The sequence below is a fragment of the Paenibacillus sp. T2-29 genome (genome assembly GCF_052921365.1).
The window spans coordinates 125807-152036 of sequence record NZ_JBREVE010000002.1 but is presented as its reverse complement, the minus strand read 5'-3'; the positions used below and the strand labels follow the sequence as shown (position 1 = coordinate 152036).

Below are 26230 nucleotides of genomic sequence, written 5' to 3'. Positions count from 1 at the left end.
TCTGTCCATCCGTTGAGAAAGAAGGAGGAAATACGATGAAACAGGCAGTAACCAGAAAGCAGGTGGAGAAGCTTGTCGGCAAAGTCATCTTCGCTACACGTAAGGATGGCTCCCGGGTCAGTGGCAAGCTGATTCGCATTTCAGGTAACCGACTGATTCTCCAACCAAACCGTAAGAAAAAAGTAAACACGAAGGCGATTATTCCTCTGGTGCTTTTTGATTTGCTTGCCATTGGCACAGCTCCATATGTTGGTGCCTACGGTGGCTACGGTCCAGGTTATGGAGGACCAGGCTATGGAGGGACAGGATATGGTCCACAGTATGGACCGTACACAGACGGGGGCTACCCAGGGGTAGGCTATCCTTTTTACCCTAACTTTTTTTAGTTTTACAAAATCACGACTCTGAAAACCATACTTTTCACAGTGACTTTTCGAGTTCGTGACATCGGCTTAGAGCCACATATCGTAGCATGTGGTATTGATGGCGTAGATAAAAATGGATCCCTCGCACATTGTCTTCGTCCACCATCACTTTAGCCCGCTTGCAACGTCGCAATCGGCCGTATTGCTCGGCATACTCCAGCAACTTTTTTCCGTATCTTTTACCTTGATGAGCCGAAGAGATTGCGATCAAATCAATGTATAATAGTTCTCCATGCAGCATAACATGAATGAAGCCAACAACCTGTGCATTATCCGGTCTGCAAGCTACAAAAGTGATGCCCCGGTTTAAGCGCCGGGGTAATTCTTTACGTATTTGATCCATTTCTTGGGTACTTAAATGCGATAGAGGGACAAGTTCTTGCTCGATTAGACGAAAGATCATGTTGTCATCTTGGGCGCATCGTTTGCGAATCATAAACGTGCCTCCTTTTTTACCCTTTTAACAAGATATGACTTGGTCTTTGGAGGAGTACAAAATTTCACTGTGCGGTTTTTTTTATAATATGCGGGTACCTCTTACAAGCGTGCGACTCAGAGGGGCTTAAGCAGAGAAACATAAATTTTTATGAAATCTGGGTATTGACTATCCCAGATGGGGGACATATAATGTGTCTAAACATTTGAAAGAATGACATGAACACAACGGCAATGAAGAGGACGAAGTGATTAGGGCTCTTTTGTTCAGAGAGTGAGGCATTAGCTGCAAGCTTCACCAAAATCCCTTTTTAACGAGCTCACCTTGGAGCTGTTTTCCTGAAAAGTATTTAGGCCCCATGATATTAACGGTGCGCTGAATCGCCTATTAGGGAAAATCGTACGGTCTACGTTACAGACGCCAGATATGGAGATCCTTTGTGATTTCTGTACCTGCCAAGGTTCGGTATTGCGAAATATCGGGCAAACACGGGTGGTACCACGGAAGCTACAGCCTTTCGTCCCTCAGTAACAGCAAGTCTGTTCTAGGGATGAAAGGTTTTTTTGTTTTTACAAATGTCAGCTGTATGTAAATTTTGTAAAGGAGGATGACCAATGAGTGCACAAATTCCTGAAGTTAGGTCAACCGATGAATTACGTCAAAAGTGGATGAAGCCTGAGGTGATTACAGGTTCGGAAATTTTACTCCGTAGCCTTTTGCTGGAGGGAGTAGAGTGTGTCTTTGGATATCCAGGTGGTGCAGTGCTTTATATCTATGATGCCATGTACGGCTTCAAGGATTTCAAGCATGTCCTCACTCGTCATGAGCAGGGAGCTATTCATGCGGCAGATGGTTATGCACGGGCAAGCGGTAAAGTTGGTGTCTGTATCGCGACTTCCGGACCTGGAGCGACAAACCTGGTAACTGGCATAGCGACAGCTTATATGGATTCGGTGCCGTTGGTGGTCATCACGGGTAATGTTGTATCTTCCCTGATCGGTACAGATGCTTTCCAGGAAGCTGATATCACGGGAATTACAATGCCGATTACGAAACACAGCTATCTGGTGAGAGATGTAGAGGATCTGCCGCGAATCATCCATGAGGCATTTCATATTGCCAATACAGGTAGAAAAGGACCAGTACTGATTGATATTCCGAAGGATGTCTCCGCAGCCCAGACGTTGTTTGTTCCACAGACGGAACCTGTGACCATGCGGGGTTACAACCCGAATGTGTTGCCCAACAAAATTCAACTAGACAAGCTGACTCAAGCTATCGCCGAAGCAGAACGTCCATTCATTCTGGCAGGTGGAGGAGTTGTATACTCCGGTGGACATGAAGCACTTTACGAGTTTGTTCGTAAAACGGAAATTCCGATTGCAACAACATTGCTTGGTTTGGGAGGATTCCCAAGTGGACATGAACTCTGGACAGGGATGCCGGGAATGCACGGAACATACACTTCCAATCAGGCGATTCAACAGTCGGATTTGCTGATCTGTATCGGTGCCCGCTTTGATGATCGGGTGACAGGCAAGTTGGATGGATTTGCTCCTCAAGCCAAAATCGTACACATTGATATCGATCCTGCTGAAATCGGAAAAAATGTTGCCGCGGATATTCCAATCGTAGGCGACGTGAAGGCAGTATTGGAATTGCTGAATCAGGATGTGAAACGCGCGGATCTGGCAGATGCGTGGAGAGCGCAAATTCAGCAATGGAAAGCTGCGAAACCTTTTTCTTATAAGGATTCTGAAACAGTGCTTAAACCACAATGGGTTATTGAATTGTTGGATAAAACGACCAAGGGCGGAGCAATCGTTACGACGGACGTAGGACAGCATCAAATGTGGGCAGCACAGTATTACAAATTCAATCAGCCACGTTCATGGGTCACCTCCGGTGGACTGGGTACGATGGGATTCGGTTTCCCTTCTGCCATCGGCGCTCAGATGGCCAATCCCGACAGATTGGTAATATCGATTAACGGAGACGGCGGCATGCAGATGTGTTCGCAGGAATTAGCCATCTGTGCAATCAATAACATTCCGGTCAAAATCGTAATCATCAACAACCAGGTACTTGGAATGGTTCGCCAATGGCAGGAATTGATCTATAACAATCGGTACAGTCACATTGACCTGGCTGGAAGCCCGGATTTTGTGAAACTGGCCGAAGCATACGGTGTCAAAGGACTGCGTGCTACGAATAAGGAAGAAGCACGTCGGGCTTGGCAGGAGGCGCTTGATACACCCGGACCGGTCGTTGTCGAGTTTGTAGTCAGCAAGGAAGAGAATGTATATCCGATGGTGACGCAAGGTTCGACAATTGATCAAATGCTGATGGGGGACGAGTAAAATGACGACAAAAAATACCATTGCTGTACTGGTAAATGATCATCCCGGCGTTTTGCAACGTGTGTCCGGACTGTTTGGTCGCCGTGGCTTCAACATTGAGAGCATAACTGTGGGTCAATCGGAAGAAGTTGGATTATCCCGTATGGTCATTGTGACTGTAGGAGATGAGAACAACCTGGAGCAGATTGAAAAGCAGCTTTACAAGCTGGTTGATGTGATCAAGGTCATCGATCTCAGTTCCAAGCCGATGGTTGCTCGGGAATTGGCAATGATTAAGGTAAAGGCTGAACCGCCTCAGCGACCAGAAATTATGGGCGTGGTAGAAACGTTCAGAGCAGCTGTAATTGATGTTGGAACGACAAGCTTGATTGTTCAGGTCATTGGCGATACTGAAAAAATCGATGCGATGATCGAGTTGTTGAAGCCTTACGGTATTCGCGAGTTGACCCGAACCGGGGTTACAGCTATGATACGTGGAAATGCATAATATAAAGCTTTAACGATTTACCGCTTATAGCGCATTACATCATTAAAGAACCGCCCGCATAAGAGCGGGTGCTCGAAGAGATTTTTAGATACCAATCATGAGGCGAAGTCTCTTGGAGTACCCGCTCATTATGAAGGGTCCAATTAAAAGGAGGAAATTAACCATGGCAGTTACAACGTACTACGAAAAAGATGCAGAACTCAGCGTATTGAAAGGAAAAACAGTGGCCGTAATTGGTTACGGTAGCCAAGGACATGCTCAAGCACAAAACTTGCGTGACAGTGGTGTAAATGTTGTTATTGGTTTGCGTGAAGGCAAATCAGCTGATGTCGCAAGAAATGACGGTTTTGAAGTTCTGAACGTAGCTGATGCAACAAGCCGTGCAGATGTGGTTCAAATTTTGTTGCCTGATGAAACTCAAGCTTCTGTCTACAAAAACGAAATCGAACCTAACCTGAAAAAAGGCGCAGCACTTTTGTTCTCCCATGGTTTCAATGTTCATTTTGGACAAATCGTAGCTCCTAAAGATAGCGATGTATTGCTGGTTGCTCCAAAATCCCCAGGACATATGGTACGTCGTACCTATGTGGAAGGGTTTGGTGTACCGGGATTGATCGCAATTGAACAGGACGCAACAGGCCAAGCCAAAGAAATCGGTCTTGCTTACGCAAAAGGCATTGGCTGTACACGTGCAGGCGTAATTGAAACCTCCTTCCGTGAAGAAACGGAGACGGACCTGTTCGGTGAGCAGGCGGTATTGTGTGGCGGTGTGAGCGCACTCGTAAAAGCGGGCTTTGAAACATTGACTGAAGCCGGATATGCTCCTGAGATGGCATACTTCGAATGTTTGCATGAGCTTAAGCTGATCGTTGACCTGATGTATGAAGGTGGATTGGCAACAATGCGTGATTCCATCAGTAATACAGCAGAATATGGCGATTATGTAACTGGACCACGTGTGGTAACAGAAGATACGAAGAAAGCCATGAAGGATGTATTGACTGACATTCAACAAGGTAAATTTGCTCGTGACTTCATCCTTGAAAATCAATCTGGACGTGCATTCCTGACGGCTACTCGTCGTAATGAAGCTAACCATCCGATTGAAGTGGTGGGCGGACAATTGCGTGAAATGATGCATTGGATCAAAAAGTAACAACCTTTTGTACTATAAGCTCGACAACATGAATTATTTATAAATATTAATTACAATGCGGCCCTGCTTATTGCGTGAGCCGCATTGTAATTTAAGGGTCCAAATCCTGAGGAGGTGCGTTAGGTTGCGCAAAATATATATATTTGACACAACGTTGAGAGACGGAGAACAGTCACCTGGCGTGAACTTGAATACTCGTGAGAAAGTAGAGATCGCTCATCAGTTGGAAAAGCTGGGAATCGATCGTATGGAGGCTGGGTTCCCGGCTGCTTCTCCGGGTGATCTGGCGGCTGTTAATGCAGTAGCAAAAGCTGTTAAAAATTCAACCGTTATTGGCCTTTCGCGTGCAAGGGAACAGGATATTGATGCGGTTCGCGAGGCGCTTAAGGGAGCACAGGACCCGTGTATCCATATCTTTTTGGCAACCTCTCCAATTCATCGTCAGCATAAGCTGCGGATGGAGAAGGCACAGGTATTGGAAACTGCCCGTGCAGCCATTCGTTATGGATTGAAGTATTTGCCAAAAGTGGAGTTTTCATTGGAGGATGCAGGACGTACGGAGCTTGATTTTGTGGTTGAAATGGTCACCATGGCTGTACAGGAAGGGGCTTCTGTCGTCAATATTCCAGACACGGTAGGTTACTTAACACCCTACGAATACGGAAATATATTCAAACATATCAAGCAAAATGTGGTCGATGTGGAGAAGATTCAGTTGAGTGCACATTGCCACAATGACTTGGGAATGGCTACTGCTAATACGCTTGCTGCGATCCTGAACGGTGCAGATCAGATCGAGGGGACTATTAACGGTATCGGTGAACGTGCTGGAAACACGGCCATTGAGGAAATCGCCATGGCACTGGAGACGAGACAGGAATTTTTCCAAGCCAAAACGTCTCTGCAATTGTCTGAAATTGCACGCACGAGCCGATTGGTTAGCCGTTTGACGGGGATGGTAGTGCCGGGCAACAAGGCGATCGTGGGTGCTAACGCTTTTGCGCACGAATCAGGTATTCACCAAGACGGCATGCTGAAGGAAAAGACGACCTATGAAATTATGACACCGGAAAGTATCGGTCTGAAAGAAAGCAAGCTGGTGCTGGGCAAGCATTCAGGGCGTCATGCTTTCCGGGAGCGTTTGGTTGAGTTGGGCTACGAATTGAACGAAGAAGATCTGAATCGCGCTTTTGGGCAGTTTAAGGATTTGGCTGATAAGAAGAAGGAAGTATCGGACGATGATATCCTGGCATTGCTGGAAGAAAAATTGGCCGATGCACCTGAAGTCTTCAAGCTGGAAACCATTTTCGTAACTTATGGGAACAAGGCTACGCCTTCCGCACAAGTGCGACTGGTTAACGATGAAGGTCAGGTGATTGAGACAGAAGCTGAAGGGAATGGTTCAGTCGATGCGATCTATAACGCGATTGATCAAGCCAGCAGCGAGAGTGTTGTACTTTCTGATTACTCCATTAAATCTGTTACCCATGGCAAGGACGCTCTAGGGGAAGTACATGTGGTGCTGACTCAGAACGGAATATCTGTACAGGGACGTGGGGTAAGCACCGATATTTTGGAAGCAAGTGCACGGGCTTATGTGGATGCACTGAACGGTTTGATTGACAAGCGTAAAAATTACAGCAATCGCGTAGACTATAAATCCTAATTTTATACAGGCCCAAGGAATGAGTATAGACAGGATCGGTATCGGTCCTGTTTTCTTATTCTCTGATGAAAAAATCAGCTTATAGGCTGAGCCTATTGAATTGATAGATTCTATATCTTGGTCAAAGCCCTCCCAAATATGTTACAAAGAAGGTATGAGAAATACGGCTGTATAGCTGTATAACAAGAGGAGTGTACGTGATGGCAGACGTTAAAAAGATTGCAGTAATAGCGGGAGACGGAATCGGACCTGAAGTGGTCGCAGAGGCAGAGAAAATTTTGAAACGTACGGAAGAAGTGTTTGGCCTCTCATTTGAAACAGAGCATGCGCTGTTCGGCGGGATTGCCATTGATAAGAAGGGGACTCCATTGCCGCAAGAAACACTGGCCGTATGTCAATCTGCAGATGCCGTGCTGTTGGGAGCGGTAGGTGGACCACAATGGGACAACAATCCTAAGGAGCTTCGTCCTGAAACCGGATTGCTCGGTATTCGCAAAGAGCTCGGTCTATTTTCAAATCTTCGTCCTGCTGTCGTTTTCGATTGTCTCAAGGACGCGTCTACATTGAAACCAGAGGTATTGGAAGGAACGGACTTGATCGTGGTGCGCGAACTAACGGGCGGTATTTATTTCGGTGAGAAGTACAGACGAGAGAGTGCTCAGGGGGAAGAAGCGGTCGATACTTGTGCATATAATGTAACAGAAGTAGAGCGTATTGTTCGCCAATCTTTCGAAATTGCACAAAAGCGTCGCAAAAAGCTCGCATCGGTGGATAAGGCTAATGTACTGGAAACTTCCCGTTTATGGCGTGAAGTCGTTAACCGGGTCGCTGTAGATTACCCAGATGTCGAGCTTGAGCATGTATTGGTCGATAACTGTGCCATGCAATTGCTGCGTCGTCCATCCAGTTTTGACGTCATTGTAACCGAAAATATGTTTGGTGACATTCTTAGTGATGAAGCAGCTATGCTGACTGGCTCCATCGGTATGCTCTCCTCTGCATCACTGGGAGAAGGCAGCTTCGGTCTGTACGAGCCGGTGCACGGCTCAGCACCTGATATTGCTGGTCAGGGACTGGCGAACCCCATTGCAACGATTTTGTCCGTTGCTTTGATGTTCCGCCTCACCTTCGGGTACGAGAAAGCAGCTGACGCTATTGAGAAGGCGGTATCTGAGGTACTGGATGCAGGACACCGTACGGCAGATATCGCGGTGGATAAATCACAAGCGATCTCGACAACTCAAATGGGCGATTTGATCGCAGCAGCTATTCGCTAAAGTCCCCGGAAACGTACTTGTTCTGAAAAAAAGCTTCCTATTATATAGTGAGGTTATACAGTATAATTTTATAGCAAATGTTTGACACAGTAGCTCCTGAGTAATCAGGAGCTACTTGCATATCAGAAAGCTCTTGAAATGTGAATAAATTGTGAATTTTTAAGCTAGTTTAAAATAATTATAAAAAAGTAATGGTTACAATATTGACTTTGATTTCAGCGAATGATAACATTTATCAAGTAGGTGGTTTATTACAATACAGATGATTGAGGAAAACACAATTGGTGTTTTTCTTACATATTTTAAAGGAGGATTTCACATTATGGCAGAAAGATTGGTAGGAAGACCCGCACCTGATTTTGCATTGGAAACAGTATCTGGAGACGGTCAAGAATTTGGCTCGGTGAAACTTTCCGATTACCGTGGCAAGTGGCTCGTATTTTTCTTCTATCCACTGGATTTCACTTTTGTATGCCCAACAGAAATTACAGCATTGAGCGATGCAGCTGACCAATTCAAAGAGCTGGATACTGAAATTTTGGGTATCAGTGTAGACTCCGTGCACAGCCACAAAGCATGGATCAACACAGCTAAAGAAAACAACGGTCTGGGCAAACTGAACTTCCCGTTGGCTTCTGACATCACGAAAAAAACAGCAAGCGACTATGGTGTTCTGATCGAAGAAGAAGGCGTTGCATTGCGCGGCTTGTTCATCATTGATCCAGAAGGCGAACTGAAATATCAAGTGGTTAACCACAACGATGTAGGCCGCAGTGTAGAAGAAACATTGCGTGTACTGCAAGCTTTGCAATCCGGTGGCTTGTGCCCAATGAACTGGAAACCAGGCGATAAAAATCTGTAACATTAGCTTTACAAGTTGAATTTAAACAAGCAAGCCCCCAACAAGTGGTTACTTTACCGTTGTTGGGGGCTTGCTTGCCTGCGCTATACAGCGGAGATATAGGAATAGCCTGTCTTAATCATGTAATACAGAGTGAAGTAACAAATAATTATGGAAATGTTGTTGTGTTCTGGAGGAATTTTGCCTGATGAAAGCGAATAAGGTATTGTAGAAGATAAACAAGGCAGAACAGGTTTTGTTCAGAGGAGGCTGAGCCCGGATGAGTTATTGCTGTGGAGCAAGCATGGTAGGAACCAAGGGAACGCTGAAGCATTACCGCACCCAAGTCCATAATGTTCCTTTGCTGTTTTGCCCGGTATGTCGTCGCATTGAAGTTCATTATAAAGTTGAAAATGAGTATGAAATTTTGGCTGAGTATGCACATGGTGATGGGGCATCCGAGATTGATTTTCAGGATTATGTCATGGAAGACGATGATACGATATTTGAAAACTGTGTAAATCGTGAGAGTGAAGATGCATTTGAAATTGTGAAGCGCCAAATTGACATGTCGCTGGATTTATTGACGGTAGCGAAACAGATGAATGATGAGAAATGGCAGGGAGAGCTTAAGAGAAGACTGGCTGTTATGAGTCAAAGACGATCCCGGCTTCAACATAATAAGAGCGGCAGTTGACATCCTACACACCAAAGAAGCTCTCAAATCTGGAGAGCTTCTTTGGTGTGTAGGGCGCTTATTTTTAACTTATTTTTTTATTTTGTAATGTTGCGCAGATATTATGACGAAAGAAAATAGGATAAAAATGTGGATTCGACACTTTTTCCGATTGACTGTGATCCTTAATCTTGTCTATCATAAAATAAGACTCGAATCGAAAAAAATGGTCGGAGTTGATTGAAACTGTTTTTTACACCATTTGAAGGGTGATCGATAGATGCCTTTCTCTTCTTCAAGAATATTACACGTCCGATACGGCCAGTTTATCATTCCGATACAAGGGGGAAGCCTGGCATGATCAGTGAATTCCAAGAAGCCTTGCTTGATACCGTGGGAGCTTGCCCTTCCACACAGATCGCCAATAATAAGTATGAAAATGTACTGGAGAACCTGGATAGTGGTATCATGCTGTTTGACAGTGACGGGGTACTGACCTTTATTAACGTGCAAATGGCGAGATTACTGGAGCTACCACGTAGTTCGCTCGCGGGTCGCAACCTGATGCAAATTTTGCATCATCCTGAGTTAAGTCGGTTTAAGAAGAAGAAAATCATGCGGATTTATAAAGAAACTATCTTTCATAGAAAGCGCTATCATGAGTTGATTGATGAGTATGGTCGGCATTGGTTGATAACAGTGACCTACGGTGATCAGATGGATGGCGATTTTTTGTTTAGTGTAAAGGATGTGTCGGATTATAAGCAGATTGAGCAGACGGCGTATCAAAACGACAAGCTGGCGATGCTGGGACGTATTTCGGCCTCTATCGCCCATGAAATCCGTAACCCGCTTACTGCAATCCGGGGTTTTATTCAATTGCTTCGGCCGCACTTGGTGGAGTTGGGCAGGGATGAGTATGCCCGCATTATTTTAACCGAAATTGATCGTGCGAACGACATTATTTACGAGTTTTTAAATTCGTCCAAGCCTTCGGCTCCGCAAAAAACGGCAGTATCTGTGATGGGACTGTTGAAAGAAGTAGTGATGCTGACAGAAAGCGAGGCGTTGATGAAGGGCTGCCAGATCGCACTGGATGAAAATGATGAACTCATGAAGGTTTCCATTGACGTGAAGCAGATTAAGCAGGTTATCCTCAATATGATTAAAAATGCGATGGATGCCATTGAAAGCATCGGCGGGGAACGAGAGGGATGCATTGATATCCATACCGTGCTTGAGGGCTCTTATGTCCACATTTGTATTGAAGATAACGGATTAGGGATGGATCACAATACATTGGCGCGTTTATTTGATCCTTTTTTTACAACAAAAGAAAGTGGAACCGGCTTGGGATTGGCTGTGAGCTATCGTATTATCAAAAATCATGGAGGCTTCATTCATGTAGACAGTAAGCATGGAAGCGGTACACAATTTAAAATCACACTTCCTGTAGTCTAATATGATGAGATTTTCGCAGAGGGGTCCTGTACATACTATTTCTGTTGTGGTGTGCAGCGTTGGGGTATAGGTATCACCTAATTGAAAAATGTCGTCTGAAGCGCATGATCTGAAAAGATGATGCGCTTTTTTGGTACTGTAAGCTCGTGCATTTGCGCAAATGCGAAAATAAATTCATGAATATAGAACAAAAAAATGATTCACCTTTCACAGATTAAATGCTATTATATACCAGAATACAACATTTTTTTTGATTCTATAGACTTAAACAACGGCTTCCAAAGCTGTCAAACGTCTTAGATGATCGGAATCTCCGATATGCAGGGGGCTGAAGAGGCTGAATGAATATACGGCTGGAAGTAAAAAAAACGATAGGCATTGGTATTGCCGCCATAGTTTTGTTTGTCTTAGTTCAGTTATTTCACGTAACTTTGAATAAAATATACTCCTATAATGTATTTTTCTTGTTATATCCGATTATAGGGTTTGCCTGCGCTGCGATTTGTTTTTCTATTTTTTATCAATCCTGGTCCGTTTTGCTGGAACAGTTGACCTGGCAGAGACTTCTTATTGCCCCAACATTTCTGGTGGCTGGTCTGCTTTACCTTGTTCATATTGTTTCGTTTAGTTTCGTAAGCCTGACGGACTTTGCTTTGTCTCCGGGCATTTCGTTGTGGCTACTATTTGTAAATCGTGCCTTTACCTCTGTTATGCTCCTATTCGTTTGTTCTCTCCCATTTAGAAGGACGAAGTCTGAATACAAAACAGTGGCTTTGTGGGCAGGGATAGGTTGTACGTTGCTGATTCTAGGAGTTATTAAGGCATATGATGCAGGCTTACCAGATCTACGTATACGGTACGAATTAGGTAACCTGGGCTGGACGTTGAATCTGGTTGTCATGTTACTGCTGGTGCTTACATTTATTTTTGGAGTACGAAAATACCGAAAAGTCCGCCCTGCGGAGTTGGGCATGTTGCTTATCGTTCGTGGGATTGGGCTGTGTGTTGTGAGCCAGTTATTCTATTTATTTGCTAAGCAAATGAGTGATATCAATCATCTTATAGGACTTTTGACGAACGTGATTGCATTTTATAATCTGTTGAGCGGTCTAGTCCGGCTTATGGTTCTGGTTCCTTATCGGGAAAAACAGGCGGCAGAATCTGAGTTTAATCATATTGCTTATAACGATGATATAACAGGCCTTCCCAATCGCCGTCGTCTTTCCCAGCGCCTGGATAAAATATTGCGCAATTCACTGAAATCTGATGAGACAGTAGCACTTTTAGTGCTAAATATTGATCGTTTTAAAGCGATTAATGATTCGCTTGGGCATACGGCAGGCAATTATTTGCTGTATGCGGTAGGCGAACGCTTGGGGCATTTTTGCCGTGAGGGGGAAGCTGTCTTTAGCATGGGTGGAGATGAATTTGCCTTTCTTCTAATGGGCTACGAAGATTCAGATGCCATGAGAAATCGTATTGATGATATGGTGAAGCTGTTCGATCAGCCTTTTGATATTAATGGGGAGTCTTATCATGTGATGGTGAGCGTTGGCATAGCTTTGTACCCGTCGGATGCGAATCAGAGCGAACAACTTATTCAGCAGGCGGATACAGCCGTTCATAGTGCCAAGGAGCAAGGAGTGAATTTTCAGCGGTATGCTAGTGCGATGCAGATGCGAGCGCATGAAAGGCTCCAGCTGGAGAATGATTTGCGGCGAGCGCTTGAAAATGAAGAATTTTCATTGGTGTATCAGCCACGCGTCCATCTGCAAAGTGGCGAGCTAACGAGTTTGGAAGCGCTGGTGCGTTGGAATCATCCTCATCGCGGGATGGTGATGCCGGGTGATTTTATTCCAGTAGCTGAAGAAAGTGGCCTGATCGTGCCCTTGGGGGAATGGGTGTTGCGTGAGGCGTGTCTCCAAAATAAGCAGTGGCAGGAGCTAGGGTATCCATCGATCCCGATTTCGGTCAATTTATCCATGCGCCAATTCCAGCAAAAAAAACTGGTGGATGTAATTCGGGGCATTTTGGCCTATACGGGACTGGAGCCACGCTATTTAGAACTGGAGATTACTGAGAGTATGACTTTTGATAAGGACCGGGCTTTTGAACAGTTGAAAAAAATAAAGGCTATTGGTGTTGCAATCAGTATTGATGATTTTGGAACGGGTTATAGCTCATTGCATTATTTGAAGAATCTTCCGATTGATCGTCTTAAAATTGACCGTTCCTTTGTAAATGAGGTGCTGGTTGACAGCAAAAATGCGGCCATTGTATCTACCATTGCCTCTATGGCTCACCATTTGAAGCTGAAGGTTACGGCTGAAGGGGTGGAAAATGAGGAGCAGCTTCAATTTTTGCAGGCGCAGGATTGCCATGAAGGGCAGGGGTATTATTTTAGCCGCCCCATTCCGGCAGAAGTTTTTGAAAAATTGTTTTTACGTAAACCTGTCAATTGGCTGGTTCAGGATGGTATGTAGTATGCTTGCATTTTGTGGAAAGATAAGTTATACTGAATAACATCCTGATTCAGTTAGTTGACGAGAGCTTAAGTGTGTCATACATATGGATCAAGATGTTATATAATGCGGGTGTAGTTCAATGGTAGAACTTCAGCCTTCCAAGCTGATAGCGTGGGTTCGATTCCCATCACCCGCTTACGACTTTAAAAATTCCGAAACCCTTGTAAATTCAAGGGTTTTTATTTTGTTTTTAATAAGAATATATTTTAGCCGGGCTACCAATGGGGAATCCCGGCTTTTTTGCGTTCCTACGAACTATTTTCACGCTGTTAAATAATATAATTTAAATATTTCTCTTATATGCTATAAATAAACAGATAAAAAGAACTATTTACCATTTTGCAAAAAAAGTATAGTCTCGTAATTGGAATTTAATATAAAAAAAGGATGGTGTAGCTGCGATGAGAAAAATCTCTTTTCTTTTAGCTTTGGCCTTTGTGCTTTTTACCTTTTCAGCAAGTGCTACGTTCGCTGCGACTGATTTCCCAAATACGTCGACGAATGGCATGATTGGTTTTGCTGGACAGGCTAAAAGCGAAACAGGAGCTTCAAAGCCAGCTACAACAGGGGGCAAAAATGGTCAGGTCATTTATATCAATAATCTAAACGAATTGAAAAATCAGCTAGGGGATTCAACTCCCAAAATTCTGGTCATCGAAAAGAATATTTCTGCTTCTTCTAAAACCGTGGTCAATATCGGTTCTAACAAATCTCTAATCGGCTCTTATGCGCAAAATAAGCTAGTCAATATTCATTTGAAAACAACAGCTAACTCGGGAAATGTGATCTTTCAAAATTTAACTTTTGAGCACAGTGCCAGTATTAATGGTAACGATGATATCCAGCTATATCTTACTGCAGGTACAAATTATTGGATTGATCATGTTACTTTTGCAGGTCATAATTATAATGCAAATGGCTCGGATTTGGACAAACTTTTGTACATAGGACAATCGGCTGATTATGTAACCATTAGCAACTCCAAATTTGCCAATCATAAATATGGCCTTATTCTGGGTTATCCAGATGACAGCAATAAAAATTATGACGGCATGCCCCATATTACGATTGCCAATAATTATTTTGAAAACTTACTTGTACGCGGTCCAGGTCTGATGAGATATGGATATTTCCATGTAAAAAATAATTATATTAATAATTTTCAGTTGGCTTACACAATAGCAACCAATGCACGAATTTATTCCGAGAATAATTATTTTGGAAAAGGTAGTGAAAAGGGCGGCATTCTGGATGATAAAGCCAATGGTGAATTTAAAGATGTAGGTAGTTTTCCAGCCATCACTAACCAAAAATCGCCTGTGACCCGATGGAATCCGAGCAAGAACTACAGCTATCAAGTTCAAACTCCTGAATATACTAAAGAGTTCGTAACTAAGTATGCAGGTTCGTCCAATACAACTTTGGTCTTTGGAAAATAAAGCGGGTATTGGAAAATATGCTGTGATCTGCTATACTGACTGCAAGTAAGTATCCCATGAAAAGGAAGGTAACCATACGTCCGATGAAGTAAGCACACTGATTTTCCCACTCAACTGCACGTTACTGGCAGGCGGCTGCAAGCTGCAACGGGAGAAGTGTGTCTGAAATGAAAGTAGGGACGTATGCGTTGAAGATCCGTAACGAGATTTTCTTTTTCGTTCGCGGTGTTATTTTTCATAGGTGTATGTTCTGAAACCATTCATAACAGTCATTCTATATTCCTGTATGCAAGCCGCAGCCTTCTGCGGCTTTTTTTTATTGCTTCCGGTATAAAAACCGGACTGGGAAAGGATGATCGTGGTATGAAAACCATTTTGCGAGTTCGCAATGTAGTTAAGGAATGGAACGGGACATCTTTATTTGAGAATGTGTCGTTGGATGTGATGGAAGGAGAAAGGCTCGCGCTGTTCGGAAGAAATGGAGCCGGCAAAACAACGCTATTACGAATATTGCTGGGAGATGAAGCGCCAACCTCCGGTCAAGTAGAGTATGATTTGCCGCTGGAAGAGCACGGCTGGCTGAAGCAACAGGATACGGTGGATGGGTCTCGAACCGCACTGGAGACCGCACAGCAGGCCAGCCCTAAGCACTGGGATCTCAAGCAAGAGTTGGGACAGCTGGAAGCTGATCTAGCCGCTGCTGGAAAGGATATGGAGCATCATCTGGAGCGTTACGGCGAGCTGATGGATGAATATGAGCGTCTGCAAGGCTTTGCCTGGGAGTCTGAGGTGGAAAAGGCGCTCACCCGAATGGGGATGCCTGCACAGACGTGGTCCATTGCTTATAGTGATCTAAGTGGTGGACAGAAGACAAGAGTACGACTGGCTGGACTGATGGTCAGGCAGCCGAAGTTGCTGGTGCTGGATGAGCCAACCAACCATTTGGATGCCGAAAGCTTGCTCTGGCTGGAGCAGTGGCTATCCACGTATCCTGGAACACTGTTGTTTGTATCGCATGACAGAGCCTTTTTGGATCAGGTGGCCACGAGTATAGTCGAGCTTACATCCACAGGTATTGGGCGCTATAAAGGCGGTTATAAGGAATATAAAGCACAAAAGGAGCGGGAACAACGAGAGCAGGAGGCGAGCTATCGGAAGCAGGAACTGGCGAAACAGGCGCTGGAGGAAACGATTCGAAATTACAGGGAATGGTTTCACCAGGCACATCGTAGCGCATCCAAAGTCGAAGTGGCTATTACACAGAGCTTCTATAAGGCCAAGGCTAAAAAAAATATCTCCCGTTATCATGCGAAAGAGAAGGAACTGGAGCGACTGGAGGCTAACAGGGTAGAACAACCACGTGAAGCTCCGTCTTTGCACATGAAATTAAGAGATAGCGGTTTTCAGGCTAAATATTTGCTGCGTACTGAACAGGTTGACTTTAGCTACGACGACCATGTCATTGTGAAAAATCTAAATCTGAACGTTGCACGTGGGGAACGTTTGGCTGTTCGGGGACCCAATGGAATTGGCAAAACCACGCTGCTTCGGTTATTAACAGGTCAGCTCGAACCGCAGATGGGGACAATTACAGCCAACCCACAGTTGAACATCGGATATTTTTCACAGGAGCTGGAGCAGTTTCCAGAGGATCAGACGTTGCTCGACAGTCTGCTTGCGCTCCCTACAATGACCCAAACAGAAGCGAGAACGGTGCTGGGCTGTTTTCTATTTGCCAAAGAGGACGTATTCAAAAGGATCGGAACGCTCAGTATGGGAGAAAAATGCAGGGTAGCTTTTCTGCGTCTGTACTTTAGTGGAGCCAATCTGCTGGTGCTGGATGAACCGACGAATTACTTTGACATTGAAACCCGTGAAATTGTAGAGGATTCTTTACGCCGATATGATGGGGCGTTGGTACTCGTCTCGCATGACCGGGAGCTGGTGCGTTGTACGGCAACTCGGTTACTCGATATGAAGCCGGGCGGCGGATATGAAATCTATGAAGGGACGGTCGACGAAAAACAAGAAGATGAACGGAGCCGTATCCGGGAGCCTAAGGATCAGGAGGAGCGGGAGGAACGTCTTCGATTACAGTTGCGTCTTACCGAACTGATGGGAATGACGGGGACGAGTGAAGAAAATGAGGAGCTCTTGAGCGACATCAGGCGCATTCGTGCCAAGCTAGATCAGTTGAATGATCCCGATATCTGAAGGAATGAAATATAGGCGCTGCTTGCCAAAGTGCAGTAGTTTGCATATAATAATGAGCAATAGTTCGTATTTTGAAAATGTCTTGATGGAGAAGAGTAGGCAGTGTCCGATTGAACAGGGAGGAAGCGCCGTAGGATTGAGAGCGTTTCTACAAATATTGGGCTGTTGAAGTTCGCTCCGGAGCAGTTCCTTGAACCTCAAGCGTCATGTAAATGGCGGTTGTGCAAGTAGGGGATACCGGTTCACGACCGTTACAACGTGTAGAGCGAGATGATGATGCATAGCATGAATGAACACCCGTACTGATTGCCATAAGGCAACGCATCGGGTTGCTAAACTTCATTGTCTAACGAGGGTGGTACCACGGTCTTTTCGTCCCTTTTCGGGAGAAAAGACCTTTTTTTGTTGTCTGAAAAGCTGGATATGAAGAAAGGGGACTGAACAGGCGATGAGCGAAACCATCCAAATGAAGGAACATTTGCTGGCCTTGAAGGAAGAAGCACTGGAAGTATTGGAGAAGGTGGCAACACCTAAGGAGCTGGCTGATCTACGAGTTAAATATTCGGGTAAAAAGGGTGCGTTGACCGAAATTTTGCGCGGTATGGGCAAGCTGAGCGCGGAAGAGCGTCCAGTTGTTGGGCAGGTAGCCAATGAGGTGCGTGAGGCGATTGAAGAGGTCGTTAACCGTAAGCAGGACGAGTTCACGAAAGCAGAAACGAATGAGCGTTTGCAAGCAGAAAAAATCGACGTTACGTTGCCTGGACGCGCAATGCCGCAAGGCGGGCTCCACCCACTTAACAAAGTGATCGAGCAAATCGAGGATATTTTTACAGGTATGGGATATCGAGTGGCTGAGGGTCCGCAGGCAGAGACCGATTATTATAACTTCGAAGCATTGAATCTGCCTAAAAATCACCCGGCACGCGATATGCAGGATTCATTTTACCTGACCGAGGATCTGTTGATGCGTACTCATACGTCACCAGTTCAGATTCGCGCGATGGAGGCGATGAAGGGTGAAACGCCTATTAAGGTGATTTGTCCGGGTACGGTATTCCGACGTGATGATGACGATGCAACGCATTCCTTCCAATTCCACCAAATTGAAGGTCTTGTGATTGGAAAAGACATTCGTATGAGTGATTTGAAAGGAACTTTGCTGCAATTTGCACGCGAAATGTTCGGGGAATCGACCGAAATCCGCTTGCGTCCAAGCTTCTTTCCGTTCACCGAGCCAAGTGCTGAAGTAGACGTGACTTTTGTGAAGAAAAACGGCGAGCGCGTGTGGATTGAAATTTTAGGCTGTGGTATGGTGCATCCGAAAGTGCTGGAAATGGGTGGTTTTGATCCCGAGGTATACAGTGGCTTTGCATTCGGTATGGGTGTAGAACGGATTGCCATTTTGAAATACGGCATTGATGATATTCGCCATTTTTATAACAGCGATCTGTCGTTCTTGAAGCAGTTTGCGCGTCAATAAACAACTATATCAAGGGAAGTGAACCCATATGAAAGTATCATTCGATTGGCTGTCCGAGTATGTATCACTGGATCAAGTGAGTGCGGAGGAGCTAGCAGAAAAAATCACCCGTTCGGGCATTGAAATTGATGAAGTCGAACATCGTAACCAAGGAATTACTGGCGTCGTTGTAGGCTATGTCAAAAGCAAAGAAAAGCACCCAGATGCGGATAAGCTGAATGTGTGTATTGTCGATGCGGGTCAGGGAGAAGACTTGCAAATTGTGTGTGGTGCCAAGAACGTGGATGCAGGTCAAAAGGTTCCTGTTGCAGTTGTAGGTGCCAAGCTGCCAGGAGATTTTCATATTAAAAAGGCCAAGCTGCGTGGTGTTGTGTCCATGGGCATGATCTGCTCGGCCAGAGAACTGGGCATGAATGATAAGCTATTGCCAAAAGAATTGCAGGAAGGCATTTTGGTGCTGCCAGAGGATGCTGAAATTGGCACATCGATTACGAAGCTGCTTGCCCTGGATGATCAGGTGTTGGATTTTGATTTGACACCCAACCGCTCGGATTGCCTGAGCATGCATGGAGCCGCTTATGAAGTGAGTGCCATTCTAGGACGTGACATTTCGCTGGCTGACCCCGCTAAGGACCTAGTAGAAGTTAGCGATGCAGCGGCAGATCATCTGTCCGTAAAGGTAGATACTCCTGAACTGTGTACGCACTATGCAGCGCGTTATATCACAGGTGTAAAGGTGGGGCCTTCCCCGTTATGGATTCAAAATCGTCTGATGGCGGCAGGTGTTCGTCCGATTAACAATATCGTAGATATTACGAACTACGTTATGCTGGAATACGGCCAGCCGTTGCATGCTTTTGATGCGGATAAGCTGGAAAATGGAAATATTGAGGTTCGGCTTGCTCTTACAGGCGAAACTTTGATTACACTTGACGATCAGGAACGTAAGCTGGAACCGCATATGCTGCTGATTACGGACGGCGTGAAGCCGATTGCATTAGCAGGCGTAATGGGCGGAGCCAACTCTGAGGTTACGGATGCAACGGTTAGCATTGCGTTGGAATCTGCGAAGTTTGACGGGGGAACAGTTCGCAAAACATCCCGTCAACTTGGACTGCGTTCGGAAGCAAGTCTTCGTTTTGAAAAAGAGGTTGATCCAGGTGCTGTTATACCTGCTGTGAATCGTGCAGCTGCGCTGATCCAGCGTTATGCAGGGGGCACTGTACACCAGGGTATTGTAGAGTCTGCTTCCGCAAAAGCTGAAAATCATATTATCAAGCTGTCGCTAGATAAAATAAATCGATATTTGGGAACCGAACTGTCACTGCTTGAGGTGAAGACGATTTTTGGTAGACTTCATTTCGGATGCGGCGACACAGAGCCAGGGGTGCTGGAAGTTGAAGTACCTACACGCCGTGGAGATATTACCATTGATGTGGACTTAATCGAAGAAGTAGCACGTCTGTATGGTTACGATAATATCCCAACCACGCCGATTGAAGGTCCAACAACTCCAGGAGCTTTGACGGCATCGCAATCTCTGCGTCGCTCCTTGCGCAGATTGCTGGCTCATGGTGGCTGGCAGGAGACGATCAGTTACTCTTTTGTACATCCGCAAAGCACGGCTTTGTTTAACGCTCTAACAGAAGGCAGCCATCCGGTACGTTTGGCTATGCCTATGAGTGAAGATCGTAGTGTGTTGCGTACAAGTATCATTCCGCAGATGCTGGATACAGCGGTGTACAACATGAATCGCAAGCAAGATAACCTAGCGATTTTTGAGATGGGAACTGTATTCTATACAGAAGAGCAAACGTTAACCCGCCAGCCGCAAGAAATTCAAGTGATGAGTCTGCTGTTGACTGGAGTACGCCGTGAGAAACAATGGAACATCGGAGCTGAAAAGGTCGATTTCTTTGATATTAAAGGTGCGCTTGAAACGGTGTTTGACTATTTCGGACTAAGTGCCAGCATTCGTTATGTGGCTGACCAGCCGCAAAGCTACCATCCAGGACGTTCCGCTTCAGTATGGCTGGATGTGAACGGAAGCTCCCAACGGATCGGTACGGTTGGACAGATCCATCCTGAACTGCAACAGTCCTATGGACTGAACGATACGTATGTAGCTGAAATTGCGTTGCAACAGCTTGTTGAGCATGCAAACTCCCATATTCAGTTCAGAGAGCTGGCTCGCTTCCCATCCGTGGAACGTGACATTGCCCTCGTGGTAAATAAAGACGTTGAGGCAGGTGAACTGCTTCGTGTTATTCACGCTGCAGGCGGAGAACTGTTGCAGGATGCACGGGTGTTTGATGTATTTACAGGCAGCAAGCTTGGTGAAGACAAGAAAAGCGTGGCTATTTCCCTGACCTATCGTCATTGGGAGCATACGTTGACGGATGAAGAGATCAATGCGGCGCATTCTCCTGTCGTTACGTCTCTGGAACAAACTTTTGGAGCGGAATTGAGAAAGTAGCAGGAAATGCGGGAAGCCGTATCGAATCTTAGTGACAGAGGTTCGATACGGCTTTTTGGCCTATCATCATAGAAGCTCTCTACTCTGATATTCACCCGCTGCGGGGAAGCCGGACTAATAAGGTTGAACGCTTCACGGAAGGCGGGTTACCCTAGTACCGGACACACCTTAGAATCAACATACAGTAGTATTGAAGGAGGGCATAATTGTGACTACACCAGATCGTACTCGCGTCACTGTAGAGATCTACGGTACTTCTTATAAACTTGTCGGCAGTAATAGTGATTATATGAAGCAGGTTGCCAATTACGTAGATGAACGTATGCACAGCATTTCTCAAGCTCATTCGCGTCTGGATATGCCCCGAATTGCCGTGCTGGCTGCGGTTCATATGGCTGAAGAAGCTGTACAAATTCAGGAGATCCAGAGCCATATGAACCGCTTGGCAGCGGAACGGGCGGAGCTCCGGGGAGATCTGGCCCAACTCCAGACGGCTCTAGGGGAACAACAGCAGAAAAATACAGATATGCATCAAGCCCTTGTTCAATTGAGGGAAGAAAAAGAAACGACGCAGAAAAAGCTGGTGGAGACTGAATCTGTGTCAGCCAAGGAAATTGCCGAACTAAGGGCAAAGCTTGAACAGCAGGAGAAAAAAGCGGCTGAACTTGAAAATGCACAAAAACAAGCTAAGCGTGAATTGGAAGAATCTCGCCAAGAAGCTTCTCGTAAGCTGAAAGAGCAGCAAGAGGCTGCGAATGCGCGTGTCCGGCAGACAGAAGAGCAGTTGAAGAAGGAAATAGTCGAAGCGGCTAAACAAGCTGAAGCTAAGCTTTCCGCTGCGGAAAAGGCTCATCAGGAGCGAAATCGCACTGAGCTAGACAAGCTGCGATCTGCTTTGCAGCAAGAGCATAGCCAGAAGATAAGCGAATGGCAGATCAAGTGCTCCGGGCTGAATGAACAGCTGGAGCAGGAACGTAAACAGGCTGAATTGGCTCTAAATGAGCAAAAGCTCCAGCATGAGGAGGCACAGAAACGTGCCGAGGAAGCTGCACTGGAGCAGGAGATTCGTATGGAGGAGCTTCAGGAGCAATTAGAACAAGTACAGGCAGGTAGTGCAGAGCTTTCTTCTCGTTTGAAGGAGGCTCAAGAGCAAGCTGCAGCATTGGAGCAACAACAGTCCGAACTGGAAGCTGAGCTGCAAGCACAACAACAGGCGGCAACAGAGCGGGAGCAGGCAGATACGCTTGCGCGTGAAGAACTGCAAAACAGATATGATCAATTGCTGGATGAAGCCAAGGCTACGCAGCAGCAGGCGGCTAAGCTGGAGGAAGAGCAGCGCCGGATGCAGAAGCTGCTGGAGCAAGCTCATGTATCTTCTCGCAAGCTGCAAAGCGAGCTGGCTACGCTCGCTGAAAGTGAGAAGTCATGGAAGAAGCTTGCAGAAGAACGTCAATTGGCAGCCGACGAGTTGGAGCTTTCCCTGCTGGAAGCGCGTGAACAGAAGGAAGCAATAGAGCAACAACTACAGCGGACTGTGACTGAGGTTGAAGCTGCTAATGATAAATATGCTTCACAGCAGCAACGTCTAATTCAACTTGAAGCGAAGATCAAGGAGCTATCGCCTGAGCTGATTCGCGTTCAGGACGAGCTTGAGAAAGCCAAAGTCCGAGAGCAAGAGGGCGTAAAGGCATATCAATCGCTTCTGGAGCAATATGGAAGCATGAAGAGCCGAGCTGGACAGCTGGAGCAACATATTAAGCAACTCCAGCAGGAAAATCATGATCGGCAAAGTGAACTGGAACATGCTGAGAAGGCATCTGTGGAATGGCAGCTTAAATACGATCAGTTGAAGGCTGAAGCGGAACGTCTGGAAGCTGAAGATGCTGCCCGTAAGGAAGAATTTGCTTCTTGGGAACGGGAGATAGCGGTAACGATTGAACAAAAGGAACAACTTCAGGAAGAGATTCGTTCTGCAGTTGAAGCTGCCAACACCGCAAAGGCAGAACAGCAGTCCATAGAGCAGGAACGGATGGCCTTGCAGTCTGAATTAGACGAAGTGGGTCAAAAATATGAAATGGCAGCTCATCAGCTTCGTTTATTACAAGTACAACAGGATGTAGACCGAGAAAATGCAGAGAAGATCTCGACTGAATTACGTCAATTAAAGGAAGAATACACCAAGCTTCAAACCGAGTATAATGAATGGATTGAACTTATCGAACAGGATCAGTAGATACGGATTATAATTGTAAGGCAATCCCCGGCTGCTCATGGCCGGGGATTGTTTGTTTATGGATCGCTAAGAAGTGTAAGTGACAAAAAGCTGTCCTTTGGCAGACGAATCTGCTTCGGGACAGCTATGCTGGAAGTGTCCGCTGAAATTATTTCCCTTCCTTACGCCCGGCTTCAAATGGTGTCGATACCGGAATGAACAAATCGATAATCCCGATAACCAATGCAGCGAGCAATGCGCCCAAAATAGAAACACTAACATTGGCCACGACATATTGAGCGACCCAGATAACCAGAGCGCTCACTAGAAAACCGACAATACCGCGTCCAAATGGAGAAACGCGTCGACCAAACACTGCCTCAACGATGTAGCCAATCAAGGCAATGACAATGGCAAGGATCAGCGCGCTCCAAAAGCCGCCTACACTAAATCCGGGAACGATCCAGCTTACGACCATCAAAACCAGAGCGGCAACGATGAAACGTACAATGTGCCCAAGAATGCTCACGGAATAACCTCCTTTGTTTTTTTGAATTAACAGGGTTAGACAAAGGTTAGTGTGTGGCATGAAGAGCTTTCTTATGTGTAAAGCATAGTTGGCAAATAGCGTAAGTTTGCTGCTTTCGGTATAATATAGATATAAGTGAAAGGAGCAGTGAAGTTGGACTCTAAAATTTTCAAAACCCTTGAATATCAAAAAATTCTAAATAAACTAAGTCACTATGCCCAAACGGCAACGGGACAACAGACAGCCCTTCGATTACAGCCCAGCGATGATTTGGAGCATATCAAGAAATTGCTGAAAGGTACGGACGAGGCCTATGCTGCTGATCGACTAAAAGGAGTGCCTTCATTTAACGGAGTAGTGGATATCACTCCGGCGGTGAAGCGTGCCCGTATTGGAGGAACGTTAAGTCCGCAGGAGTTGCTTGGTATTCGGACAACGGTTCAAGCTGCACGCCGTATACAGGTATATGTCACAAGTTTGCATGAGGAAAATCCTGTTGAAACTTTGCTGTATTGGAGTGAGCAGCTTTCGGAACAAAGAAGTTTGGAAAACTCCATTAAAGGCTGTATTGACGAAAATGCAGAAGTGCTGGATTCGGCCAGTACAGAGCTTTCACAAATTCGTCGGGAGCTGCGCTCCGGTGAAGTGCGTATTCGTGAGAAGCTGGATTCCATGATTCGCTCCTCAACTGTGTCCAAAATGCTTCAGGATCAGTTGATTACGATTCGTGGAGATCGGTTTGTCATCCCGGTCAAGGCCGAATACCGTTCTTATTTTGGCGGAATTGTGCATGATCAATCCGGGTCTGGCGCAACATTGTTTATCGAGCCTGAATCCATCGTGGCCATGAACAACAAGCTGAGGGAAACCAGGCTGAGAGAAGAGCGTGAAATTGAAGTCATTTTACAAAAGCTGACCGCACTTGTCGCAGAACAAGCGGATATGTTGCTGTATGATGTGGATATTTTGGGCAATCTTGATTTTATTTTTGCGAAAGCGCGTCTCGCTCGTGAAATGAAGGCAACGCTGCCCTTAATGAATGATCGTGGGTACTTGAAGCTGAAAAAGGGTAGACATCCTCTAATTCCGTTGGAACAGGTCGTTCCCATAGATGTGGAACTGGGTAATTCGTACACCTCCATTATCGTTACCGGACCGAACACAGGGGGGAAAACTGTTACCCTGAAAACGATAGGTCTGCTAAGTTTGATGGCGATGTCTGGACTGTTTGTGCCTGTTGAGGATGAAAGCCAGCTATGCGTATTTGATGCAATCTATGCCGATATTGGTGACGAGCAGAGCATTGAACAGAACTTGAGTACATTTTCCAGTCACATGACCAATATTATTAGCATCTTGAAAAATATGACACCCAAAAGTCTTGTATTGCTTGACGAGGTGGGGGCAGGAACGGATCCGGCAGAAGGTTCGGCTCTGGCTGTGTCTATTTTGGAGCATATACATGCTCTGGGTTGCCGTATGGTGGCGACGACTCACTATAGTGAATTGAAGGCGTATGCCTATGAACGCAAAGGAATTATTAATGCAAGTATGGAGTTTGATGTCGCTACATTAAGCCCGACTTACCGTCTTCTGGTTGGTGTACCTGGGCGAAGTAACGCTTTTGCCATTGCCGAGCGATTGGGATTACCAGGGCGGATATTAGATTATGCCCGTGGCGAGGTAACGGAAGAAGATCAGCGCGTCGAGCACATGATTGCATCACTGGAGCAGAACCGTTTGACCGCTGAGCAAGAACGGGAAAAAGCAGAGCAGCTGCGTAAGGAAATGGAAGCATTGCGTACCCGTCATCAGACCGAGCTGGATAAGCTGGAGTCACAACGGGACCGTATGTTGGAAAAGGCCGAAGACGAAGCAAGAGTTCTCGTGGATAAGGCTCGTAGTGAAGCAGAAAAAATTATTACTGATTTGCGCAGATTGGCTCAGGAAGAGGGAGCCTCGGTTAAGGAGCACAAGCTGATTGCAGCTCGTAAAGAACTGGATGAAGCTGAACCGAAGCAACGCAAGAAAAGTACAGCCAAACGTTCAATCACTACGCGTACTCGTTCCATCATGGCTGGCGATGAAGTATCCGTTCACAGTCTGAATAAAAAAGGCCATGTGGTTGAACTGACTGGCAGCAAGGAAGCTATCGTTCAACTGGGCATCATGAAAATGAAGGTCAGTCTCGATGATCTGGAGCTGCTGCAACCTGCCCAAACGACGGCTTCAAGGGTCCAAAAGCCAGTGACTGGCGTTAAGCGAACACGGGATGATAATGTGCGAAGTGAACTTGACCTTCGTGGGGCAAACGTGGAGGAAGCGCTGATGGAAGTGGACCGCTTCATGGATGAAGCGTTTTTGGCCAATCTGGGTCAGGTATACATTATTCACGGCAAAGGTACGGGGGTCTTGAGAACCGGTATTCAGGAGTACCTGCGCAAGCATAAGCATGTGAAAAGCTACCGTATCGGTAACTACAATGAAGGCGGCACGGGTGTAACGGTTGCTGAATTGGAATAGATATGGATTGCTGACCGAGAACGCTTGGTAGAACGGGAGGGACGAGG

Annotated in this window: 18 protein-coding genes and 1 tRNA gene; 17 read left to right on the top strand and 2 right to left on the bottom strand. The window is 45.8% G+C overall.

The window, feature by feature from the left end:
- Positions 1 to 35: 35 nt before the first annotated feature.
- Positions 36 to 386, top strand: a complete 351-nt coding sequence (locus ACU1JV_RS06370; protein ID WP_413985813.1) for a hypothetical protein — start codon at positions 36 to 38, stop codon at positions 384 to 386.
- A 34-nt stretch (positions 387 to 420) separates the two neighbouring features.
- Here ACU1JV_RS06370 and ACU1JV_RS06365 read toward each other — a convergent pair whose 3' ends face one another.
- Positions 421 to 861 carry a GNAT family N-acetyltransferase gene (locus ACU1JV_RS06365; protein WP_413985814.1) on the bottom strand — a complete coding sequence of 147 codons (441 nt, stop codon included), beginning with the start codon at positions 859 to 861 and terminating at the stop codon, positions 421 to 423.
- Between the two features lie 614 nt (positions 862 to 1475).
- Between ACU1JV_RS06365 and ilvB the strand changes: the two genes are divergently transcribed.
- The 15 genes from ilvB (at position 1476) to ACU1JV_RS06290 (ending at position 23152) form a co-directional block, all read left to right on the top strand.
- On the top strand, positions 1476 to 3221 hold the full coding sequence (gene ilvB, locus ACU1JV_RS06360) for a biosynthetic-type acetolactate synthase large subunit (RefSeq protein ID WP_013370079.1): 1746 nt from the start codon (positions 1476 to 1478) through the stop codon (positions 3219 to 3221).
- A 1-nt stretch (position 3222) separates the two neighbouring features.
- Positions 3223 to 3708, top strand: a complete 486-nt coding sequence (gene ilvN, locus ACU1JV_RS06355; protein ID WP_013370080.1) for an acetolactate synthase small subunit — start codon at positions 3223 to 3225, stop codon at positions 3706 to 3708.
- 163 nt (positions 3709 to 3871) lie between these two features.
- Positions 3872 to 4864 carry a ketol-acid reductoisomerase gene (gene ilvC / locus ACU1JV_RS06350; protein ID WP_013309387.1) on the top strand — a complete coding sequence of 331 codons (993 nt, stop codon included), beginning with the start codon at positions 3872 to 3874 and terminating at the stop codon, positions 4862 to 4864.
- 124 nt (positions 4865 to 4988) lie between these two features.
- The gene (locus ACU1JV_RS06345; protein WP_013370081.1) at positions 4989 to 6530 is read left to right on the top strand and encodes a 2-isopropylmalate synthase; all 1542 of its coding nucleotides are present in this window, start codon (positions 4989 to 4991) and stop codon (positions 6528 to 6530) included.
- A 200-nt stretch (positions 6531 to 6730) separates the two neighbouring features.
- Entirely contained in the window at positions 6731 to 7807 is a 1077-nt protein-coding gene (gene leuB / locus ACU1JV_RS06340) for a 3-isopropylmalate dehydrogenase (protein WP_413985815.1), read from the top strand.
- A 322-nt stretch (positions 7808 to 8129) separates the two neighbouring features.
- Entirely contained in the window at positions 8130 to 8669 is a 540-nt protein-coding gene (locus ACU1JV_RS06335) for a peroxiredoxin (protein ID WP_013370083.1), read from the top strand.
- 259 nt (positions 8670 to 8928) lie between these two features.
- Complete coding sequence (locus ACU1JV_RS06330; protein WP_064963921.1) at positions 8929 to 9345, top strand: hypothetical protein; 417 nt, start codon at positions 8929 to 8931, stop codon at positions 9343 to 9345.
- A gap of 336 nt (positions 9346 to 9681) precedes the next feature.
- Positions 9682 to 10785, top strand: coding sequence for an ATP-binding protein (locus ACU1JV_RS06325; protein ID WP_013370087.1), 1104 nt, complete (start codon positions 9682 to 9684; stop codon positions 10783 to 10785).
- A gap of 341 nt (positions 10786 to 11126) precedes the next feature.
- The gene (locus tag ACU1JV_RS06320) at positions 11127 to 13268 is read left to right on the top strand and encodes a putative bifunctional diguanylate cyclase/phosphodiesterase (RefSeq protein WP_413985816.1); all 2142 of its coding nucleotides are present in this window, start codon (positions 11127 to 11129) and stop codon (positions 13266 to 13268) included.
- A gap of 107 nt (positions 13269 to 13375) precedes the next feature.
- Positions 13376 to 13446: transfer RNA gene (locus tag ACU1JV_RS06315), tRNA-Gly, on the top strand.
- Positions 13447 to 13711: 265 nt separating this feature from the next.
- Positions 13712 to 14749 carry a pectate lyase family protein gene (locus ACU1JV_RS06310; protein WP_025676367.1) on the top strand — a complete coding sequence of 346 codons (1038 nt, stop codon included), beginning with the start codon at positions 13712 to 13714 and terminating at the stop codon, positions 14747 to 14749.
- 363 nt (positions 14750 to 15112) lie between these two features.
- Positions 15113 to 16963 (top strand): ribosomal protection-like ABC-F family protein, encoded by a 1851-nt coding sequence (gene abc-f, locus ACU1JV_RS06305; RefSeq protein WP_413985817.1) that lies wholly within the window; start codon positions 15113 to 15115, stop codon positions 16961 to 16963.
- 448 nt (positions 16964 to 17411) lie between these two features.
- Positions 17412 to 18443 (top strand): phenylalanine--tRNA ligase subunit alpha, encoded by a 1032-nt coding sequence (gene pheS, locus ACU1JV_RS06300; RefSeq protein WP_013370093.1) that lies wholly within the window; start codon positions 17412 to 17414, stop codon positions 18441 to 18443.
- Positions 18444 to 18471: 28 nt separating this feature from the next.
- On the top strand, positions 18472 to 20919 hold the full coding sequence (gene pheT / locus ACU1JV_RS06295) for a phenylalanine--tRNA ligase subunit beta (protein ID WP_413985818.1): 2448 nt from the start codon (positions 18472 to 18474) through the stop codon (positions 20917 to 20919).
- A gap of 208 nt (positions 20920 to 21127) precedes the next feature.
- Positions 21128 to 23152, top strand: a complete 2025-nt coding sequence (locus ACU1JV_RS06290; protein WP_165081443.1) for a DNA repair protein — start codon at positions 21128 to 21130, stop codon at positions 23150 to 23152.
- A gap of 148 nt (positions 23153 to 23300) precedes the next feature.
- Here ACU1JV_RS06290 and ACU1JV_RS06285 read toward each other — a convergent pair whose 3' ends face one another.
- Positions 23301 to 23660, bottom strand: a complete 360-nt coding sequence (locus tag ACU1JV_RS06285) for a phage holin family protein (RefSeq protein ID WP_013370097.1) — start codon at positions 23658 to 23660, stop codon at positions 23301 to 23303.
- 153 nt (positions 23661 to 23813) lie between these two features.
- Between ACU1JV_RS06285 and ACU1JV_RS06280 the strand changes: the two genes are divergently transcribed.
- Positions 23814 to 26183 carry an endonuclease MutS2 gene (locus tag ACU1JV_RS06280; protein ID WP_165081445.1) on the top strand — a complete coding sequence of 790 codons (2370 nt, stop codon included), beginning with the start codon at positions 23814 to 23816 and terminating at the stop codon, positions 26181 to 26183.
- Positions 26184 to 26230: the final 47 nt, after the last annotated feature.